Genomic DNA, 18,803 nt, shown 5'->3' with positions numbered 1-18,803 from the left:
GGAGGAGCCTTTGCGTTCCGCGATGGCGGCGGGCCGCCATCGGTCGATCAGCCCATGTGCAGGCCGCCGTTCACCGAGAAGTCGGCGCCGGTGGTGTAGCCGCTCTCCTCGCCGGCCAGCCACGCGATGATCGAGGCGATCTCGCTCGGCTCGCCCAGGCGCTTGACCGGGATGGTGCCCACGATCTTGTCCAGCACGTCCTGGCGGATCGACTTGACCATGTCCGTGCCGATGTAGCCCGGGCTCACCGTGTTGACCGTCACGCCCTTGGTGGCGAGCTCCTGCGCCAGCGCCATCGAGAAGCCGTGCATGCCGGCCTTCGCCGCGGAGTAGTTGGTCTGGCCGGCCTGGCCCTTCTCGCCGTTGACCGAGCTGATGTTGACGATGCGGCCCCAGCCCTTCTCGACCATGTCGCCCACGACCTGCTTGGTCACGTTGAACATGGAGTTCAGGTTGGTCTCGATCACCGCGTCCCAGTCCTCGCGCGTCATCTTCAGGAACATGCGGTCCCGCGTGATGCCCGCGTTGTTCACCAGCACGTCGATGCTGCCGTGCTCGGCCTTGGCCTTGCTGAAGGCCTGCACGGTCGAGTCCCAGTCGCCGACATTGCCGACGGAAGCGTAGAAGGTATAGCCCTGCGCCTTCTGCTCGTCGAGCCACTTGTTGAAGTCGCGCGTCGGGCCGCAGCCGGCGATCACCTTGAAGCCTTCCTTGTGGAGGCGCTGGCAGATGGCGGTGCCGATGCCGCCCATGCCGCCGGTCACGTATGCAACTTTCTGGGCCATGTTCTTCCCCTTGTCTCGGTTCACTTGAAGATTCATTCTGCGCGCTCAGGCGCGTTCGACGGCGAGGGAAACTCCCATGCCGCCACCGATGCACAGGGCGGCCACGCCCTTCTTCGCGTCGCGGCGCTGCATCTCGTGCAGCAGCGTGACGAGGATGCGCGCACCGGACGCGCCGATCGGGTGGCCGATGGCGATGGCACCGCCGTTGACGTTGACCCTGGCGGGATCGATGTCCAGCGCCTTGTTCACCGCGCAGGCCTGCGCCGCGAAGGCCTCGTTCAGCTCGAACAGGTCCACGTCCGAGGTCTTCCAGCCGGCGCGCTGCAGCGCCTTCTTCGTGGCCGGCACGGGGCCCATGCCCATGGTCTTCGGGTCGAGGCCGCTGGTGCCGAAGGCCTTGATCGTGGCCAGCGGCTTCAGGCCGAGTTCCTTCGCCTTCTTCGCGCTCATCACCACCACGGCGGCAGCGCCGTCGTTCAGGCCCGAGGCATTGCCCGCCGTCACCGACCCCGCCTTGTCGAAGGCGGGGCGCAGGCCGGCCAGCGCTTCGGCGCTGGTCTTGGTGTTGATGTACTCGTCGCTGTCGAAGGAGAGCGGGTCGCCCTTCTTCTGCGGGATGGAGACCGGGACGATCTCGTCCTTGAACTTGCCGGCTTCGCGCGCGGCCGCCGCCTTCTGCTGGCTGCCCAGCGCCAGCGCGTCCTGCGCCGCGCGGTCGATGTTGTGTTCCTTGGCGACGTTCTCGGCGGTGATGCCCATGTGGTACTGGTTGTAGACGTCCCAGAGGCCGTCGACGATCATCGTGTCCTGCATCTTCCAGTCGCCCATGCGCTGGCCGTCGCGCGAGCCCATCAGCACGTGCGGCGCCGCGCTCATGTTCTCCTGGCCGCCGGCCACCACGATGTCGCTGTCGCCCCAGGCGACGGCCTGCGCGGCCAGCATCACGGCCTTCAGGCCGGAGCCGCACACCGCGTTGATCGTCAGCGCCGGCACTTCCTTCGGCAGGCCGGCCTTCAGCGAGGCCTGGCGCGCGGGGTTCTGGCCCGCGCCGGCGGCGAGCACCTGGCCCATGATCACTTCGCCCACCTGCGCGGGATCGACCTTGGCGCGCGCGAGCGCTTCCTTGATCACGATCGCGCCGAGCTCGGTCGCGGGAATCTTGGCGAGCGAGCCGCCGAACTTGCCGACGGCGGTGCGCACGGCGGAAACGATGACGATGTCTTCCATGGGGAACTCCAGGTGCTGGGGGCTAGGGACGAGGGATCAGGGCTAGGCTTTGGCCTTGACGTAGCGGCCGGGCGCGGGCTCGATGGCCTTGTACTTCTTCGCCTTGCCGTACGCCTTGGGCGCGGGGATCTGCTTGCCGCCGTGCGGCTTCAGCCAGCTCGCCCAGTCGGGCCACCAGCTGCCGGGATGCTCCTTGGCGCCGGCCACCCATGCATCGAAGGTCTCGGGCAGCTTGTCGTTGGTCCAGTAGGAGCGCTTGTTCTTCGAAGGCGGGTTGATCACGCCGGCGATGTGGCCGGAGGCGCCCATCACGAAGCGCTTCTTGCCCGGCAGGTGCTTCACCGACGCATACGCGCCGGCGACCGGCACGATGTGGTCCTCGCGCGAGCCGTAGAGGTAGACCGGCAGGTCCACCCTGGAGAAGTCCAGCTTCTCGCCGCAGACCGTCACCTTGCCCGGCTGCACCAGGTTGTTCTCGAGGTAGGTGTTGCGCAGGTACCAGGCGTACATGGGGCCCGGCAGGTTGGTGGAGTCGCTGTTCCAGTACAGCAGGTCGAAGGGCGGCGGGGTCTCGCCCTTCAGGTAGTTGCCGACGACGTAGTTCCAGACGAGGTCGTTCGGGCGCAGGAAGCTGAAGGTGGAGGCGAGCTCCTGGCCCTTGAGCAGGCCCTTGCTGCCCATCGTCGCTTCGCGGAACTGCACGAAGGGCTCGTCGACGAAGACGTCGAGCACGCCGGTGTCCGAGAAGTCGAGGAAGGTCGTGAGGAAGGTCGCCGACTGCACCGGCTTGCGCTTGCGCGCGGCCAGCACCGCGAGCGCGGTGCCGAGGATCGTGCCGCCGACGCAGAAGCCCAGCGCGTTGATCGTCTTCGCCCCCGTGATGTCCTGCACCGTCTCGATGGCCGTGATGGCGCCGTCGCCGATGTAGTCGTCCCAGGTCTTGTCTTCCATCGACGCGTCGGGATTGCGCCAGCTCACGAGGAAGGTGCGGTGCCCCTGCTCCGACAGGTACCGCACCACCGAGTTCTCGGGCTGCAGGTCGAGGATGTAGAACTTGTTGATGCAGGGCGGCACGACCAGGAAGGGGCGCTCGTAGACCTGCTTCGTGAGCGGCTTGTATTCGATCAGCTGGAACAGCTCGTTCTCGAACACGACCGCGCCCTCGGTGGTGGCGACGTTCACGCCGACTTCGAAGGCGCTCTCGTCGGTCATCGAGACGTGGCCCTGCTGCAGGTCGGCCAGCAGGTTCTGCACGCCGCGCGCGATGCTCTCGCCGCGCGTCTCGATCGCCTTCTGCTGCGCTTCCGCATTCAGCGCCAGGAAGTTGCTCGGCGCGGAGGCCGCGAGCCACTGCTCCACGGCGAAGCGCAGGCGCGTCTTCGTCTTGTCGTCCGCGTCGGCGGCTTCGGCGAGGCCGAGCAGCGTGCGCGCGTTGAGCAGGTAGACGGCAGCGGAGAAGGAGGCGACGGGATTGCGCGACCACGCGTCGTTGGCGAAGCGCTTGTCGCCGTTCGGCTTGCCGCCGAGGCCCTGGTTCCACAGTTCGGCGGCTTCGCGGAGGTACGCTTGCTGCAGTTCGAGCAGCTTGTCGTGCTGGAAATTGAGGGCGGGGAGCCCGGCAGCACCCTGCTGGATGCTCTGGACAGCCTGCGTCCACTGCTTGCCGATGCTGTCCTGGAACTGGCGGGCCTGCGCGGCCCAATCCACTTCAGAATTCATCACGATGTCTCCTATAGTCTTATTCGGGATTTCCCGGAGTATCCCAGCTTCCATGTTGCACCGCAACAATTTTTGGAGCCGGGCGGCATGAACCTCGTCGTCGTCGGCTGGTTGTATGTCGCCCTCATGATGGCCGTGGCCGAGGCCAACCACCCCAATGGCACAGTGCTCGGTGCGGTCTTTACCTTCCTCCTCTACGGAGCGGGGCCGGCGGCACTGCTGTGGTACCTGCTCGGGCACGGCAAGCGCCGGGCCGCGCGCCGGCGTGCCGAGGCGCTGGAGGCTTCAGGCCCGCCAGACGGCGGCGGCGAAGCGCCCGCTGACCCGGTCCCGCCGGTGCGAAAAGAACCTTGAGGGATTGCCGACCGTGCACCAGGCAGCGCTGCCGTCGTTGCCGTGGACCGCGGGAACGCCCAGCGCAGCGAGGCGCCGTCTCGCCAGGCCGGGAAGGTCGGCGAGGAACTTGCCCTGCGCGTGCGGGCGGAAGAGCGGACCGGCCTCCGGATCCGGTGCGAGGAACGCGTCGCGCACCTCGGCACCGACTTCGAAAGCGCCGGGACCGATGCAGGGGCCGAGCCAGGCGAGCAGTTCGCCGGCGCCCGCGCCGCGCATCTGCGCGTGAAGGGCTTCCAGCACGCCGCCAGCCAGCCCGCGCCAGCCGCAGTGCGCGGCACCGACGACGTCGCCGTTGCGGTCGGTGAGCAGCACCGGCAGGCAGTCGGCGACCATCATCGTGCAGGCGACGCCGCGCTGCGTGGTCCAGCACGCGTCCGCTTCGGTGCCGTCCGCGGTGTCCGTGTCCAGCCGCACCACGCCGCGGCCGTGCACCTGCTTCAGGAAGACCGGCCGCGCGCCCAGCTGCATGGCGAAGCGCCGACGGTTCTCCGCGACGGCCAGCGGGTCGTCCCCCACGTGGTCGCCCAGGTTGAGCGTGTCCCACGGCGGGGCGGAGACACCGCCCGCGCGCTCGCTGCAGCAAGAGCGCACGCCGGCCGGCAGCGGCCACTCGGGCGTCATCGCCTCAGGCCTCGTTGTCCGGGCAGCTGGAGGGCTGCGCCTTCTGGAAGGCCGGGTGCTGCATGCACGCGTCGAACGCGGCCATGGTGCGCGGAAGGCCGCCGAAGTCCACGTCGAAGCGCTTGCCGTTGAAGACCTGCGGCACGAGGCAGCAGTCGGCGAGCGTCGGCGTGTCGCCGTAGCAGTACCTGCCGCCGGGCAGCCGCTGCAGTTCCTTCTCGAACAGCTCCAGCCCGGAGCGCACCCAGTGGCGATACCAGGCGTTCTTCGCCTCCTCGCTCACCTGCAGCTCGCGCACGAGGTACTTCAGCACGCGCAGGTTGTTCATCGGATGGATCTCGCAGGCGATCAGCTGCGCCAGGGCACGCACGCGGGCGCGGCCGAGCGCATCGGCGGGCAACAGCGGCGGCTGCGGATGCGTCTCGTCGAGGTACTCGATCATCGCCATCGACTGGCTCAGGAGTTCGCCCTCGTCGGTCTCCAGCGTGGGCACCAGCCCGGACGGCGACACCGCGGCATAGGCCTCGCTCTTGTGCTCGCCCTTCACGAGGTGCACGGGGAGGTACTCGTACGGCAGGCCCTTGAGCTCCAGCGCGATGCGCACGCGGAAGGAGGCGGACGAGCGGAAATAGTTGTAGAGCTTCATGGCAGCGAGCATAAACAAGTCTCCCCTACACTGCGGGCCAAAGACAAGGAGACAAGCATGCTGCATCCGCAGGCCCGGGCGCTGCTGCGCCTGATCGAGGAAAAGGGCGTGCCGGCCACGCACACGCTCACGCCGGCGCAGGCGCGCGACTACTACCTGCAGCGCCGCACGTTCACGCAGCCCGAACCGCCCGAGGTGGCGTCGGTGCGCAACCTCGAGGCGCGCGGGCCGGCCGGCCCCATCCCCCTGCGCAGTTACCGTCCGCTGGGTTCGCACGGGGATGCGGCGCTGCCCGTGCTGGTGTACTTCCACGGCGGCGGCTGGGTCATCGGCGACCTCGACACGCACGACGTGCTCTGCCGGCAGCTCGCGAACCAGTCCGGCTGCGCCGTCGTCGCCGTCGACTACCGGCTCGCACCCGAGCACCGCTTCCCGGCAGCCTTCGACGACGCCGTCGCGGCCACGCGCTGGGTGCACGCGAATGCATCCTCGCTGAAGGTCGACCCCCGCCGCATCGCGGTGGGCGGCGACAGCGCGGGCGGCAACCTGGCCGCGGTCGTCGCCCTCGCCGCGCGCGATGCGGGCGACCTGCCCCTCGCCTTCCAGCTGCTCATCTACCCGGCCACCGACCAGCGCCGCGGCTGGCCCTCGCACACCAGCAACGGCGAAGGCTACCTGCTCACGCGCGACAGCATCGACTACTACCACGACCTCTACCTGCCCGCCGACGGTACGCTCGACGCGGACTGGCGCGCGTCGCCCTTGCTGCACGCCGACCACTCGCGCCTGCCGCCCGCCTTCGTGCTCACCGCCGGCTACGACCCGCTGCGCGACGAGGGGCTGCAGTACGCGCATCGGCTGTCGTCCGCCGGCACGCGCGCAGCGCTGGTGAACTTCGAACGGCAGGTCCATGGCTTCGCGCTCATGGGCCGCGTGCTCGACGAAGCGAACGTCGCCGTGCAGCTCTGCGCGGCTCAACTGAAGCAGGCCCTGGCCTGAACCACAAGGAGAAGAGATGAAGAAGGTCCACGTTTCCCTGGCGCTCGCCGCCCTGCTGCTCGCCGGCTGCGCGCAGATGAAGGAAATGATGCCCGGTACCGGCCCCGTGGCCACCGCGACGCTCGCGCCCACGCGCGGCAGCGCCACCAACGGCACCGTGCGCTTCACGCAGGCGGGCAGCACCGTCGTGGTGTCCGGCGAGATCCGCGGCCTGAAGCCGAATGCCGAACACGGCTTCCACGTGCACGAGAAAGGCGACTGCTCCAGCGGCGACGGCATGAGCACCGGCGGGCACTGGAACCCCACCGAGCAGCCGCACGGCAAGCACGATGCCCCGCGCCACCACGCCGGCGACCTGCCCAGCCTGCGCGCCGACGCGTCCGGCACCGTCAGGTTCAGCGTGGAGGCGAGCGCCTTCCGCGTGGGCAGCGGCCCCAACGACGTGATCGGCAAGGGCCTCATCGTGCACCGCGACCCGGACGACTACAGCCAGCCGGCCGGCAATTCGGGCCCGCGCCTGGCTTGCGCCGTCATCGTGCGTTCCTGAGCGGCGCCATGAAAGCGGAACAGAACGAACTGGTCACGCGCATCGGCCCGGGCACCGCGTGCGGCGCGGTGCTGCGCCGGTACTGGCAGCCCGTGGCGCTCGTCGACGAATTCGACCCCCGGCTCGACCCGCGCATGGCGCAGCGCGCGGTGAAGGCCGTGCGCGTGCTGGGACAGGACCTCGTGCTGTTCCGCGATGCCACCGGCCGATGGGGGCTGCTGGATCGCGACTGCCCGCACCGCGGCGCCGACCTCGCGTTCGGCCGCCACGAGGGCGACGGCCTGCGCTGCCCCTTCCACGGCTGGAAGTTCGACGCGACGGGCCGCTGCCTGGAAACCCCGGCGGAGCCGACGGGCAGCAAGCTGTGCGAGCGCGTGCAGCAGCGCGCCTATCCCGTCCTGGAGAAAAGCGGCGTGCTGTTCGCGTGGTTCGGCGACGGCGAGGCGCCGCCCTTTCCCGAAGGCTTCGACTGCTTCGCGGCGCCGTCCACCCACACGTTCGCGTTCAAGGGCCTGTGGCACTGCAACTGGCTGCAGGCCTTCGAGGTGGGCATCGACCCGGCGCACCCTTCCTTCCTGCACCGCTTCCTCAACGACGCCGCGCTCGACGCGGTGGGCGAGAACGCGGCCGGCCGCCAGTTCCGCAGCGCGAGCGCCGGCGAGTTCGCGGGCGAGAAGTGGCCCATGAGCCGCATCATGCGCGAGTTCCACCAGCCGGACCTCTCCTTCGAGAACCGCCCCTGGGGCCTGCAGATCACGGCCTTGCGCCCCATGACGGAGGAACTCACGCACGTGCGGGTCACGCAGGCGATCTTCCCGCACACCTTCGTGATCCCGCTGTCGGAGACGCTCACGATCACCCAGATGCACGTTCCGGTGGATGACGAGCGCACCTACTGGTACTCCTTCTTCACCAGCTTCGCCGGACCCGTCGACAAGGAAGCGATGCGCAACCAGCGGCTGCAGTTCATCTCGCTGCCCGACTACGTTCCCCGGTCCGGGCGCCACAACAACTGGGGCTTCAACGCCGACGAGCAGCGCAGCCGCACCTACCTGGGCATGGGCGAGGAAGACATCAACGTGCACGACCAGTGGGCCGTGGAGAGCATGGGCCCCATCCAGGACCGCACGCGCGAGCACCTGGGCACCAGCGACAAGGTCATCATGGCCAACCGGCGCCTGCTGCTGAAGGCGATCGAGTCGGTGCAGGCGGGCGCGGCCGCGCCGGGCGTGGCCGATGCGAGCCTCGCCGCGCAGATGCAGGGACCCGACACCGTGGACGGCATCGCGCCCGCCGGCGCGTGGTCCACCTGGTGGCAGGAGCGCGCGCAGGCCAAGCGCGCCGGCGCGCCCTGGCTGCGGGGCACCGCGGCGGCGGTCGAGGCCCAGGCTTCGTGAGCGGCTTCGCGCAGCGCTGCGGCGTGCACGACGCCGCGCGCGAGCAGTCCGTGGCCCGCCTGGCGCGGCGCCTGTCCGAGCAGGGCATCGAGCTGGTGCGCTTCGCCTGGTGCGACCTGCACGGCGTGCTCCGCGGCAAGACGCTCGTCGCGTCCGCGGCGGAACGTGCCTTGCGCGAAGGCGTGGGGATGGTCAGCACGCTGATGCTCAAGGACACGTCCGACCGCACGGCCTTCCAGGTGTTCGAGCCGGGCGGCACCGCCACCCTGCCCGGCTTCGGCTTCGCCAACAACCTGCTGCTGCTTGCCGACCCCGACAGCTTCCGCCAGCTGCCCTGGACGGCCGCCACCGGCTGGCTGCGCGCGCAGCCCTGGTTCGAGGACGGCACGCCGGTGGAACTGGACACGCGCCGCGTGCTGCAACGCGCGCTCGCGAAGCTCGCGGATGCGGGCTACACGCTGCGCTGCGGGCTGGAAGTCGAGTTCCACATCTACAAGCTGCAGGACGCGCAGCCTTCGCTGGACCCGATGCAGGCCGCATGGCCGGGTCCCGCGCCCGCCGTGAGCCTCGTGCACCCCGGCTACAACCTGCTGGCCGAGGGCTGGTTCGACCTCGCGGAGGAGCCGCTGCGGATCGTGCAGCACACGGCGCAGTCGCTCGGCCTGCCCCTGCTCTCGCTGGAGGTGGAGCTCGGGCCCAGCCAGGTGGAAGCGGTGTTCGAGGCGACCGACGCCCTCACGGCCGCCGACAACATGGTGCTGTTCCGCAACGCGGTGAAGATGGCGCTGCGCCGTGCCGGCTACCACGCCACCTTCATGTGCCGCCCGCCCTTTCCCAACATCATGTCCAGCGGCTGGCACCTGCACCAGTCGCTGTGCGACGCGCGCACGGGCCGCAACGCGTTCCTGCGCGAGGCGCCCGCGCCGGGCACGGACACGAACGACGCTGCGCACACGCTCTCCGAGGTCGGCGCAAGCTACCTGGCCGGACTCTTGCATCACGCACGCGGCATGACCGTCTTCTGCACCCCGACGGCGAACGGCTTCGGCCGCTTCCGCCCCAATGCGCTCGCGCCGCAGTCCGTGCTGTGGGGCCGCGACAACCGCGGCGCCATGGTGCGCGTCATCGGCGGCTGCGGTGACGCGGCCACCCGCATCGAGAACCGCATCGGCGAACCCGCCGCCAACCCGTATCTCTATTTCGCCTCGCAGGTGCATGCGGGCCTGGACGGCATCGCGCGCGGGCTGAAGCCGCCGCGCGCCACCGATGCACCGTATGCGGGCGGCGGCGAGAGCCTGCCCACCAGCCTGGGCGAGGCGCTGGCCGCGCTCGCGGACGATGCGGTCCTGTGCGACGCCTTCGGGCGCGACTTCGTGGCGTACTTCAGCCGCATCAAGCAGTCCGAGCAGCAGCGCTTCGCCGCCGCCGAGGACATCGACGAATTCCAGCGCCGCGAGTACTTCGGCCGTTTCTGAATGATCACGATCCACCTGTGGGCCCCGGACGGGGCCGAGACCACCCTGCAGGCCCGCGAGGGCGAAAGCCTGATGCAGGCGGCCGTCGCCGCCAACGTGCCCTGGATCGCCGCGGACTGCGGCGGCATGCTCACCTGCGCGACCTGCCACGTGTACGTGCGCGAACCGTTCGCGGCCCGGCTGCCGGCGCCGCAGGCCGACGAACTGGCGATGCTGGAGTTCGCGGCGGCCGAACGCCGGCCGACGAGCCGCCTGAGCTGCCAGGTGGAGCTCACGCGCGAACTCGACGGGCTGGCCGTCGACCTGCCGGAGACGCAGTACTAGCGCTGCGAGACGTTGGCGCGCTCGCCGAGGAAGATCTCCACGCGGCGGTTCTTCGCGCGGCCCGCTTCGGTTGCGTTGTCCGCCACCGGCTCGCGCTCGCCGCGGCCCGCGACCTGCACGGTGTCGGCCCGCACGCCGCGGGCGACGATGTAGTTCTTCACCGACTGCGCGCGGTCCAGCGAGAGGCGGTCGTTCAGCGCGTCGCTGCCCGTGTTGTCGGTGTGGCCGATGATGCGCACCTCGGTGTTCGGCTGGTTGCCCAGTCCGTTGGCGAACTGGTCGAGGATGGGGCGCAGGCGCGGGTTGAGGTTCGCGCGGCCGCTGGCGAAGGAGATGTCGCTCGGCACTTCGAGCTTGAGCTGGTTGTCCGGCGTCTGCACGACGGCCACGCCGCTGCCCATGGTGGCGCGCTGCATCTCGGCCTTCTTGTTCTCCATGTACTTGGACCAGCCGTAGCCGCCCGCGGCGCCCACCACGCCGCCGATGGCCGCGCCCTTGGCGTCGCCGCCGATCAGGCCGCCCGCGACGGCGCCGATGCCGGCGCCGATCAGCGTGTTCTTGGTGGTGTCGCTCATGCCGGTGCCCTGGCCGGTGCTGCCGGTGTTCATGTCGGCGCAGCCGGCGGCCGCGACGGCGGCGATGGCGAGGACGATGGCGATCTTCTTCATGCGAGGGCTCCTTTCCCGTAAAGCACCCACCATAGGCCCTCCGCCCGGCGCTGGCGAGCGCATTCCTGCGCGGCGCCACGAAAAGTTGCTTTCGCTTACGGCTAGACTGCGGCTCCCGCCAGAGGAGAGAGAACCATGATCCTGGAGATCGCCGACATCCGCATCCGTCCCGGCGAGCAGGCCGCCTTCGAGCAGGCCATCGCCCGCGGCGCCGCCACCGTCATCGCCCAGGCGAAGGGCTGCCAGGGCTTCCAGGTGAACAAGGGCATCGAGTCGCCGGAACGCTACATCCTGCAGGTGTTCTGGGACACGCTGGAAGACCACACCGTGGGTTTCCGTGGCAGCCCGGCCTTCACGGAGTGGCGCTCGATCGTCGGGCCGTTCTTCGCGCAGCCGCCGGTGGTGGAGCACTTCACGCTGGTGGCGAAGTCCTGAGCGCTCCGCGCGTGTTGAGGTAGACGGCGTAGAGCGAGGTCGTCGCGCAGATGAAGAGGCGGTTCAGCTTCGTGCCGCCGAAGCAGACGTTGGCGACGGCCTCCGGCACGCGGACCTTGCCCAGCAAGGTCCCATCCGGTGCAAGGCAGTGCACGCCGTCGCCGGCGCTGGTCCAGACGTTCCCGTGCGCGTCGACGCGCAAGCCGTCGAACAGCCCGTTCGTGGACGTCGCCCAGACGTCGCCGCCGGCCAGGGTGCGGCCCCCGGGCTGCACCCGGAAGCGGCGGATGTGGCGCGGGCCGTCGGCCACGTGGGTGGCGCCGGTGTCCGCCACGTACAGCCAGTCCTCGCCGGGGGAGAAGGCGAGCCCGTTCGGCTGCACGAAGCCGGCCGCCACGCGCGTCACCGCGCCGTCCCCGTCGATGCGGTAGACGCAGCACTCGCCCAGCTCGCTCGCGGCGGCATCGCCCTCGTAGTCGCCGTCGATGCCGTAGCTGGGATCGGAGAACCAGATGCTGCCGTCGGACTTGACGACCACGTCGTTCGGCGAGTTGAGGCGGCGCCCCTCGAAGCGGTCGGCCAGCACCGTGCGGCGGCCGTCGTGCTCCGTGCGCGACACGCAGCGGCCGCGGTGCTCGCAGGAGACGAGCCGCCCCTGCAGGTCCACCGTGTGCCCGTTGGTGTTCATCGCGGGCTGGCGGAACACGGAGACGGAGCCGTCGGTCTCGTCCCAGCGCAGCATGCGGTCGTTGGGGATGTCGGACCACACGAGGTAGCGGCCGGCGGCGAACCACGCCGGCCCCTCGGCCCAGCGGCATCCGGTGGCCAGCCGCTCCAGGTGCACGTTGGCGAGAACGAGCGCATGGAAGCGCGCGTCCAGGACTTCGAAGTCGGCAGTGGGTGCGACGGGCATGCAGCGCTCCTCAGCCCGCGTGGCGGCGCCCGCGGCCGTACACCAGCAGCATCGCGATGATCACGACGCCGTAGGCCACCTGGCGCCCCATCTCCGGGATCTGCATCACGGAAAGGATGGACTGCAGCAGCGTGATCAGCACCACGCCCACCACCGTGCCGAGGTAGGAGCCCCGGCCGCCGAGGATGTGCGTGCCGCCCAGCACGACCGCGGCGATCGCAGGCAGCTGGTAGGCGTCGCCCATGGCCTGGTAGGCCTTGGTCGAATAGCCGGTGAGCAGCACGCCCGCGGCCGCCGAACACGCGCCGGCGATCACGAAGCACAGGACCACCACGCGGCGCGTGGGAATGCCGGAGAGGTACGCGGCGCGCTCCCGGTTGCCGACCGCGTACACGGCGCGCCCGAAGGCCGTGCGGTGCAGCAGGAACAGCGTCGCCGCGCCCACGGCCGCCCACACCAGCAGGGCGTTCGGGATGCCGAGGAAGGAGCGGCCGGTCGCGACCAGGTGCATCGCCGGCGTGGCGCGGTCCTGCGGCGCGAAGCCGCCGGTGTGCACGACGATCAGCCCCTGCGCCACCGCGTTGATGCCCAGCGTGAAGATCATCGAGGGCACGCGCAGCCAGGCGACGCCGATGCCGTTGACCAGGCCCAGCAGCGCGCCGCACAGGATCCCGAACGGAATCGCGAAGGCGGCGCCCGCGCCGTCCCACCACCCTGCGGCGGCGGCGGACATCATGCCGCCCACCGTCACGACCCAGGGCACCGAGAGGTCGATGCCGCCCAGCAGGATGACCAGCATCGCGCCGGTGGCGATGATCCCCAGGAAGGAGGCGATCTGCAGTTGCAGCAGCAGGTACTCCGGGGAGAGGAAGTTGCGCGAGTACAGGCTGCCCAGCAGCAGCAGCGCCACCGTGCACACGGCGCCCGCGAGCACCGGCAGGTGGCGGGAGGTGCGCAGGCGCAGGGCGAGCGTCGTCATGCGTCAGCGGAAGAGGTCGAGCCGGTTGCCCACGCGCAGCAGCGCCAGCGAGCCGAAGCTCACGGCCGCCAGCAGGATCACGCCCTGGAACAGCGGCTGCCAGAGCGGCTCCAGGTCGAACACGAACAGCAGGTCGCCGATCGTGCGCAGCACGAAGGCGCCGAAGATCGAGCCGATGGCGCTGCCGCTGCCGCCCGCGAGCGAGGTCCCCCCGATCACCACCGCGGCGATCGCGTTGAGCGTGTAGACGCCGCCGATGGCCGAGGAGGCCTCGCCGGAGAAGGTGACGAAGGTGAGCAGCAGGCCGCCGACGGCCGAGAGCAGGCCCGCGAGCGTGTAGGTGACGAGGATCGTGCGGCCCATCGCCACGCCCGACATGTAGCTCGCCTGCTCGGAGGAACCGATCGCGAGCGCCGAGCGGCCCGTCACCGAGCGGCGGAACGGCAGCCACACGAGCAGCACGACGGCGAGCAGCACCACCAGCATGGCGGGGATGCCGCCCGGCAGCGTGCCCGTGAGTGCTTCCGCGAGGCCGGCATGCACGTCCCCGCCCGGCACCGGCCGCAGGCCGAGCGCGAGCCCGAAGTACACGATGCCGGTCGCCAGCGTGGTGATGATCGGCTGCAGCCGGCCGTAGACGATGATGATGCCGTTCGCCAGCCCGCACGCCGCGCCCGCGGCGAGCACGACCGCGACACCGAATGCCGCCTGCCACCCGCTGCCCACCACCATGTGCGACGCCAGGCAGTTGGCCAGCACGAACACCATCCCCGCCGAGAGGTCGATGCCCCCCGTGAGCACCGGCAGCGTCTGCGCCATCGCGACGACGGCGAGCAGCACGCCCTTGTTGGCCGCCGTGGCGAGCACGGCCCCGTCCCAGCCTACCGGGTGCTTGGCGATGTAGAGGGCGAACAGCCCCGCGAACAGCGCCGCCGCGAACAAGGTGGCGCGGTGCTCGCGCAGGGGGTAGTGCCAGTCCGGGCGCATCACGCGGCCTCCTGCAGGTCCAGCGCGCTGGCGACCAGCGCCCGTTCGGTGAGCGCCGCGCCTTCGAGCCACCGCACGATGCGGCCGGCGTAGAACACGGCCACGCGGTCGCAGCAGCCGATCAGCTCCGCGTAGTCGGTCGAATACAGCAGCACGGCCGCGCCTTCGGCAGCCAGCGCGCGCACCAGCGCGTAGATCTCCTGCTTGGTGCCCACGTCGATGCCGCGCGTCGGGTCGTTCAGCAGCAGGATGCGCGGCGCGGTCAGCAGCCACTTGCCGATCACCACCTTCTGCTGGTTGCCCCCGGACAGCGTGCCCACCGCATCGGCGGGATCCGCGGCCTTGATCGCGAGCCGGCGCACCATGCCTGCGACCGCCTCGTTCTCGGCTTTCGCACGCAGCACGCCGGCGCGGCTCAGGCGGTCCAGGGCGGCGAGCGACAGGTTGTCGTGGACCGACATCGGCAGCAGCAGGCCGTCGGTCTTGCGGTCCTCGGGCACCAGCGCGATGCCCAGCGCGCGCGCATGCCGCGGCCCGCGCACGCGCACGGCGCGGCCGTCGACCCGCACGTCCCCCGCCACGCCGCGCAGCACGCCGAACAAGGCCAGGAACAGCTCGCGCTGGCCCTGGCCGTCCAGCCCGCCGAGGCCGACGATCTCGCCCGGCCGCACCGCCAGGTCGATGCCGTGCAGGCGGCCGGCCCAGCCGAGGCCGCGCGTTTCCAGGATGGCCGGCACGGTGGCGGCCGGCGGCTGCGGCTTGGGCGGGAACGCGTGCGCGATGTCGCGCCCGATCATCATCTCCAGCACCTGCGCGTCGCTGCGGGTGCCGGCCTCGAAGGTCGCGACGCGCGTGCCGTTGCGGAAGACCGAGCAGTCGTCGGCCAGCTCCGCGATCTCGCGCATGCGGTGCGAGATGTAGACGATGGCCATGCCCTCCCCGCGCAGCCGCCGCAGCAGCGCGAACACGCGCTGCACGTCGGCGGCGGTCAGGGCCGAGGTGGCTTCGTCCAGGATCAGGATCTTCGGGTCGCGCGCGAGCGCCTTGGCGATCTCCACCAGCTGCCGGCGCGACAGCGGCAGGCTCGCGACGGGCGCGAGCGGATGGATGTCCTCCGCGCCCGCGCGCGCGAGCGCCGCCTCGGCGACCCGCCGCTGCGCCCGGCGGTCCACCAGCCCGAAGCGGCGCGGCGGATTGGTGATGCAGATGTTGTCCGCCACGCTCAGGTCGGGCAGCAGCGAGAGCTCCTGGAAGATGCAGGCGATGCCGGCGGCGACCGCCTCCTGCGGGTGCGCGAAGCGGCGCTCGCGCCCCTGCAGCAGGAGCCGGCCCTCGTCGGGCTGCACCACGCCGGCCATCACCTTGATCAGCGTCGACTTGCCGGCGCCGTTCTCCCCCAGCAGCGCGTGGATGCGCCCGGCGCCGCAGGCGAAGCTCGCACGCTCCAGCGCACGCACCCCGCCGTAGCGCTTGGAGACCTCCGACAGCTGCAGCACGGCTTCCAAGGGAGCCCGCCTCAGTTGTTCTTCTCGTCCTTCGACATGATGTCGGTGGCCTTCAGGTTCACGCCGCACGGCGGGAACTCGTTGGTGGTGAAGAAGTTGTCGGTCAGCTTCGGGAAGTAGTTGACGTCCGCCTTGAAGTCGGGGTGCGTGGCCGAGGGGATCGGCACCGAGATCATCTGCGGCATCACCTTGCCCTGCAGCGCCGACACCGCGGCCTTCATCGAGATGGCCACCAGGCCCGGCGACTGGCCCAGCGAAGCGCACAGCAGGCCGTCCTTGGCGCGCTCGGCGCAGAGCTTGCGGAAGCCGTTCTCGGCCTCGCCCGCGACCGGGATCATCCTGTGCTTCGCGTCGATCAGCGCCCGCACCGCGCCGGTGGAGCCACCCTGCACGAACATGCCGTCGAACTTCTTGTGCACGGCCACTGCGTCGGCCACGGCCTTCTGCGCCGTGCCGTCGTCCCAGTTGCCGACCACCTCCACCACCTCGAACTTGTTGCCAGGCGCCTCGACCACCTTGCGGAAGCCCAGGTGGCGGTCGCGGTCCACCGAGTTGCCCGGCACGCCGCGCACCTCCAGCAGCTTGCCCGACTTCGAGGGGATGTTCTTCACGATCCACTCGCCCGACTGCTGGCCCATGGCGAGCTGGTCCTCGTTGACCATCATCACCTCGTTGGTGTCCAGCACGTTGTCGAACGGCACCAGCACCACGCCCTTGGCGTTCGCGCGCTTGATGACCGGGCCGAACGCGGTGGGGTTGACGGCGATCGTGACGATCGCGTCGTACCCCGAGTTGATGAAGTTGTCGATCGCCGCGATCTGCGCCGCCACGTCGGTGCCCGTGGAGACGATCTTGAACTCCTTGATCTGCGAGGCCATCTCGGGCGTGGCGGCGTAGGCCTTGGCCATCTTGATCATCTGGATGCGCCAGGTGTTGCCGACGAAGCCGTTGGCCAGCGCGATGCGGTACGGCCCCTTCTTCGCGGGCCACTGGAAGTGCTTCGTGTTCGCGTCCCAGGGCTTGAAGCAGCCGGGGTTCTCGCCCGGTCCCTGCACCACGGCAGGGCCGGCCGCCACGGCCGCCGACGAGGCAACGAGGGCCGCGATCGCGGCCGCGAAGGCAATGCGTGAGCTCATGCTGTCTCCTTGGTTGGATGCCTCCCAAGCACGTCCCGCCACGGCTTCTGACAGCGCCGCTTGCCCCTGCGCCCTTGCGGCGCAGTTGCCCAATCATCATACGTTCACATGAAAGCGGCTTGCCAGCGCGGCGGGGTCGGGACTTACCCTTCCCGCGGAGCCGGCCGTGGCGGCCTACGCGTCGGCGCCGTCCACGCCTTCGTGGCCGTCGACGAGCTTGCCCAGCAGGTGGACCAGCTGCTCGCGGTCGCCGGGCGACAGCGGCTCCAGGATGCGCTGCTGCACCTTGGCCACGGCGCGACGCATCTTCTGCGCGACCTCCGCCCCCTCCGCCGTGACCCACAGGAGCTTGCGCCTGCGGTCGGCGGTGTCGGCTTCGCGGCGCACCCACCCGCGCCCTTCGAGGCGCGCGATCACCGAGCCGAAGGTGGCCGGATCGAAGGCCACCTTGCGCGCGAGCGTCACCTGGTCCTCGCCGGGGTCTTCCAGCAGCGCGCTCAGGATGGCGAACTGCACGGGCGTGACGTCGAAGCCGGCCGTCTCCTCCATGAACAGCGCCCAGGAAACCTGGTGCGCCCGCCGGATCAGGTGGCCCGGTGCATGCCGGAAGTCGTAGCTCTTCGCCATGCGGCCCAGTGTAGCGAGGCCGGCGTCGCTTGCGCCAGGGCGCATTGATATGTACGCTTATCATCCCCCCATGACGAGAACCCTTACCGAACCCGCGCGCCAGACGCCCGTCTGGGGCGAATACGACGTGGTCGTCCTCGGCGGCGGGCCCGCCGGCATCGCCGCGTCGGTCGCGGCGGCCCGCGCCGGGCGCAAGACCCTGCTCGTGGAGCGCTACGGCTTCCTCGGCGGCATGGGCACGGCCGCCGGCGTGACCAACTTCTGCGGCCTGCACGCCAACGTGCACGGCGACATCCGCCAGGTGGTGCATGGCGTCGCCGACGACCTGCTCGCGCGCATCGCGCGCCTGGGCGGCCTGAACGAGCCGCATGCGCTGTTCGGCAAGACCGTGGCGCAGGCGTACGACACCGCCGCGTACAAGATCGCCGCGGACGACCTCCTGCTCGCCGCCGGCGTCGAGGTGCTGTTCCATGCACTCGCCGCCGGCGTGGTGATGGAGGGCGCGCGCCGCGTGCAGGCCCTGCTGGTCGAGACCAAGTCGGGCCGCTACGCCGTCGCGGGGCGCGCCTTCGTCGACGCTTCGGGCGACGGCGACCTCGCCGCCTGGGCCGGCGCGCCGTATGCGCTGGGCGACGGCCAGGGCAACATGCTCTACCCCTCGACGATGTTCCGCATCAACGGCGTCGACGCTCAACGCGCCGGCAAGGCCTGGGAAACCATCCCGAAGCTGATGCTGCAGGCGGAAGCCGAGGGGCGCTACAAGTTCCCGCGCAAGACGCCGATCATCCGCCCGCAGAAGAGCGGCATCGAATGGCGCGCGAACCTCACGCAGCTCGCCAATCGCGAAGGCAACGCCATGGACGGCACCGACGCCCGCGAGCTATCCGACGCCGAAGTGCTGGGCCGCCGCCAGATCGCCTCCGTCGCCGGCTTCCTGCGCGAGGTGCCCGGCTTCGAGAAGAGCTACATCTCCGACATCGCGCCGCAGGTCGGCATCCGCGAGACGCGGCGCGTGCGCGGCCTGTACGAACTCACCGAGTCCGACGTGCTGGAGTGCGCGAGCTTCGACGACACGATCGGCGTCAACGGCTGGCCGCTGGAGCTGCACCTGAAGGGCGACGTCGAATTCCGCTGGCCGCAGATTCCCGAGAGCCGCGGTTTCAACCACCTGCCCTACCGCATGACGGTGCCCGAAGGACTGGACAACGTCTGGATCGCGGGCCGCTGCGCCTCCATGAGCCACGAGGCGCAGTCCGCCGCGCGCGTTACGGGTGCGTGCTTCGTGATGGGCGAGGCCGTGGGCACGGCCGCCGACCTGGCGCTCAAGTCCGGCAGCACGAACGCGGGCGTCGACCTCGCTGGCCTGCAATCCACGCTCGAACGGTACGGCGCCTACCTGGGCCGCAGCTGGTAAAGG

General features: G+C 70.4%; 20 protein-coding genes. 8 read left to right on the top strand and 12 right to left on the bottom strand.

The genetic code is table 11. The annotated features are described in order from the left end of the window. Positions 1–47: 47 nt before the first annotated feature. From phbB to H8N03_RS23675, 3 genes are read right to left on the bottom strand one after another with little or no spacing between them, the layout of a single operon-like run. Positions 48–785, bottom strand: a complete 738-nt coding sequence (gene phbB / locus H8N03_RS23685; protein ID WP_187078700.1) for an acetoacetyl-CoA reductase — start codon at positions 783–785, stop codon at positions 48–50. A 45-nt stretch (positions 786–830) separates the two neighbouring features. Next, entirely contained in the window at positions 831–2,012 is a 1,182-nt protein-coding gene (locus tag H8N03_RS23680; protein ID WP_187078699.1) for an acetyl-CoA C-acetyltransferase, read from the bottom strand. A 42-nt stretch (positions 2,013–2,054) separates the two neighbouring features. Then, positions 2,055–3,731, bottom strand: coding sequence for a PHA/PHB synthase family protein (locus H8N03_RS23675; RefSeq protein ID WP_187078698.1), 1,677 nt, complete (start codon positions 3,729–3,731; stop codon positions 2,055–2,057). 87 nt (positions 3,732–3,818) lie between these two features. Between H8N03_RS23675 and H8N03_RS23670 the strand changes: the two genes are divergently transcribed. After that, the gene (locus tag H8N03_RS23670) at positions 3,819–4,085 is read left to right on the top strand and encodes a hypothetical protein (protein WP_187078697.1); all 267 of its coding nucleotides are present in this window, start codon (positions 3,819–3,821) and stop codon (positions 4,083–4,085) included. Here H8N03_RS23670 and pgeF read toward each other — a convergent pair. Both pgeF and maiA read right to left on the bottom strand, forming a co-directional pair. Then, complete coding sequence (pgeF, locus tag H8N03_RS23665) at positions 4,017–4,748, bottom strand: peptidoglycan editing factor PgeF (RefSeq protein ID WP_187078696.1); 732 nt, start codon at positions 4,746–4,748, stop codon at positions 4,017–4,019. The genes H8N03_RS23670 and pgeF overlap by 69 nt on opposite strands. A 4-nt stretch (positions 4,749–4,752) precedes the next feature. Beyond that, entirely contained in the window at positions 4,753–5,394 is a 642-nt protein-coding gene (gene maiA / locus H8N03_RS23660) for a maleylacetoacetate isomerase (protein WP_187078695.1), read from the bottom strand. Between the two features lie 57 nt (positions 5,395–5,451). On the opposite strand from maiA, the gene lipP1 reads away from it, so the two are divergent. Genes lipP1 through H8N03_RS23635 form a run of 5 tightly spaced genes read left to right on the top strand, consistent with a single transcriptional unit; the run spans position 5,452 to position 10,136 of the window. After that, entirely contained in the window at positions 5,452–6,393 is a 942-nt protein-coding gene (gene lipP1, locus H8N03_RS23655; RefSeq protein WP_187078694.1) for a LipP1 family hormone-sensitive lipase, read from the top strand. Between the two features lie 16 nt (positions 6,394–6,409). Then, complete coding sequence (locus tag H8N03_RS23650) at positions 6,410–6,940, top strand: superoxide dismutase family protein (protein ID WP_187078693.1); 531 nt, start codon at positions 6,410–6,412, stop codon at positions 6,938–6,940. An 8-nt stretch (positions 6,941–6,948) separates the two neighbouring features. Beyond that, a complete protein-coding gene (locus tag H8N03_RS23645; protein WP_187078692.1) occupies positions 6,949–8,337 on the top strand; it encodes a Rieske 2Fe-2S domain-containing protein in 1,389 nt (462 codons plus the stop codon). Beyond that, on the top strand, positions 8,334–9,812 hold the full coding sequence (locus H8N03_RS23640) for a glutamine synthetase family protein (RefSeq protein ID WP_187078691.1): 1,479 nt from the start codon (positions 8,334–8,336) through the stop codon (positions 9,810–9,812). The genes H8N03_RS23645 and H8N03_RS23640 overlap by 4 nt, the downstream gene beginning before the upstream one ends. Beyond that, a complete protein-coding gene (locus tag H8N03_RS23635) occupies positions 9,813–10,136 on the top strand; it encodes a 2Fe-2S iron-sulfur cluster-binding protein (protein WP_187078690.1) in 324 nt (107 codons plus the stop codon). On the opposite strand, the gene H8N03_RS23630 is transcribed toward H8N03_RS23635, so the two are convergent. Continuing rightward, positions 10,133–10,804, bottom strand: a complete 672-nt coding sequence (locus H8N03_RS23630; RefSeq protein WP_187078689.1) for a YiaD family glycine zipper/OmpA-like lipoprotein — start codon at positions 10,802–10,804, stop codon at positions 10,133–10,135. The two genes, H8N03_RS23635 and H8N03_RS23630, sit on opposite strands and share 4 nt — an antisense overlap. Before the next feature lie 135 nt (positions 10,805–10,939). Between H8N03_RS23630 and H8N03_RS23625 the strand changes: the two genes are divergently transcribed. Beyond that, positions 10,940–11,239, top strand: coding sequence for an antibiotic biosynthesis monooxygenase family protein (locus H8N03_RS23625; protein WP_187078688.1), 300 nt, complete (start codon positions 10,940–10,942; stop codon positions 11,237–11,239). Here H8N03_RS23625 and H8N03_RS23620 read toward each other — a convergent pair. The 6 genes from H8N03_RS23620 to H8N03_RS23595 form a co-directional block, all read right to left on the bottom strand. Further along, entirely contained in the window at positions 11,217–12,152 is a 936-nt protein-coding gene (locus tag H8N03_RS23620; protein ID WP_187078687.1) for an SMP-30/gluconolactonase/LRE family protein, read from the bottom strand. The two genes, H8N03_RS23625 and H8N03_RS23620, sit on opposite strands and share 23 nt — an antisense overlap. 10 nt (positions 12,153–12,162) lie before the next feature. Next, positions 12,163–13,131 carry an ABC transporter permease gene (locus H8N03_RS23615; RefSeq protein WP_187078686.1) on the bottom strand — a complete coding sequence of 323 codons (969 nt, stop codon included), beginning with the start codon at positions 13,129–13,131 and terminating at the stop codon, positions 12,163–12,165. A 3-nt stretch (positions 13,132–13,134) separates the two neighbouring features. Then, the gene (locus H8N03_RS23610) at positions 13,135–14,118 is read right to left on the bottom strand and encodes an ABC transporter permease (protein WP_187078685.1); all 984 of its coding nucleotides are present in this window, start codon (positions 14,116–14,118) and stop codon (positions 13,135–13,137) included. Then, on the bottom strand, positions 14,118–15,623 hold the full coding sequence (locus H8N03_RS26475) for a sugar ABC transporter ATP-binding protein (protein ID WP_187078684.1): 1,506 nt from the start codon (positions 15,621–15,623) through the stop codon (positions 14,118–14,120). Before H8N03_RS26475 ends, H8N03_RS23610 begins: the two co-directional genes overlap by 1 nt. 11 nt (positions 15,624–15,634) lie before the next feature. After that, on the bottom strand, positions 15,635–16,759 hold the full coding sequence (locus H8N03_RS26470) for a sugar ABC transporter substrate-binding protein (protein ID WP_187078683.1): 1,125 nt from the start codon (positions 16,757–16,759) through the stop codon (positions 15,635–15,637). A 174-nt stretch (positions 16,760–16,933) separates the two neighbouring features. Then, on the bottom strand, positions 16,934–17,386 hold the full coding sequence (locus tag H8N03_RS23595) for a MarR family winged helix-turn-helix transcriptional regulator (protein WP_187078682.1): 453 nt from the start codon (positions 17,384–17,386) through the stop codon (positions 16,934–16,936). Positions 17,387–17,456: 70 nt separating this feature from the next. Between H8N03_RS23595 and H8N03_RS23590 the strand changes: the two genes are divergently transcribed. Then, a complete protein-coding gene (locus H8N03_RS23590) occupies positions 17,457–18,800 on the top strand; it encodes an FAD-dependent oxidoreductase (protein ID WP_187078681.1) in 1,344 nt (447 codons plus the stop codon). The last annotated feature ends 3 nt before the right edge of the window (positions 18,801–18,803 follow it).

Origin of the sequence: Ramlibacter cellulosilyticus (assembly GCF_014297465.1) — a bacterium.
GTDB classification, from domain to species: Bacteria; Pseudomonadota; Gammaproteobacteria; order Burkholderiales; family Burkholderiaceae_C; genus Ramlibacter; species Ramlibacter cellulosilyticus.
The sequence above is the reverse complement of the archived record's forward strand: the minus strand, read 5'-3'. Positions and strand labels throughout refer to the sequence as shown.